The organism is Shewanella sp. NIFS-20-20 (genome assembly GCF_019209865.1).
In the GTDB taxonomy this organism is placed as follows: Bacteria; Pseudomonadota; Gammaproteobacteria; order Enterobacterales; family Shewanellaceae; genus Shewanella.
In genome coordinates this window covers 1-619 of record NZ_JAHUTT010000134.1, presented here as the reverse complement: position 1 = coordinate 619, position 619 = coordinate 1, and the positions used below count along the sequence as shown (strand labels likewise).

1 tRNA gene is annotated in these 619 nt (G+C 43.8%); it reads right to left on the bottom strand.

The annotated features are described in order from the left end of the window. Positions 1-267: 267 nt before the first annotated feature. Positions 268-361 (bottom strand) — tRNA-Leu (locus KU855_RS18765). Positions 362-619: the final 258 nt, after the last annotated feature.

Sequence of the window (619 nt, the reverse complement as noted above, 5' to 3'; positions counted from 1 at the left end):
ATCTAGCGCGGAACTCATCGTGGAGCGGGTGGTAGCACCTAATGAAGACTCCGAATACATTAGCGCAAACCAACCTCGTTATCGGAAATATCATTTGCAATAACGAGGCGGACCATACATTTTTATATTTTGTTTTCCTGATTGGCGTCATTGCCTGATAGTGCTTGGTTTTGTGATCCTCTCATAAATCGTTCAGTTTTCAAGGCAGTCATAAATTTCAGGGACAAAAAAACCTGCAAATGCAGGTTTACTTCCTCAATTAGAGGTTGGTTGCGGGAGCAGGATTTGAATAAAAGCGACGACCTTCGATTCTTTTGTCGAGAGTTGAGCCCGACGAGCTACCATGCTGCTCCACCCTGAATTTTAGGCACAAAAAAACCTGCAAATGCAGGTTTACTTCCTCAATTAGAGGTTGGTTGCGGGAGTAGGATTTGAATAAAAGCGACGACCTTCGATTCTTTTGTCGAGAGTTGAGCCCGACGAGCTACCATGCCAGGGCAAGAGCGTGAATGTTTTTTAAGCATTTATTAGTTTTTCTAAATAGGCCGAATCCATTGCCGCTCGGCGTCTCTTTCGGCGAAGACTTAATTTGCTCGGTTCTTTTTTGAGAATATTGACC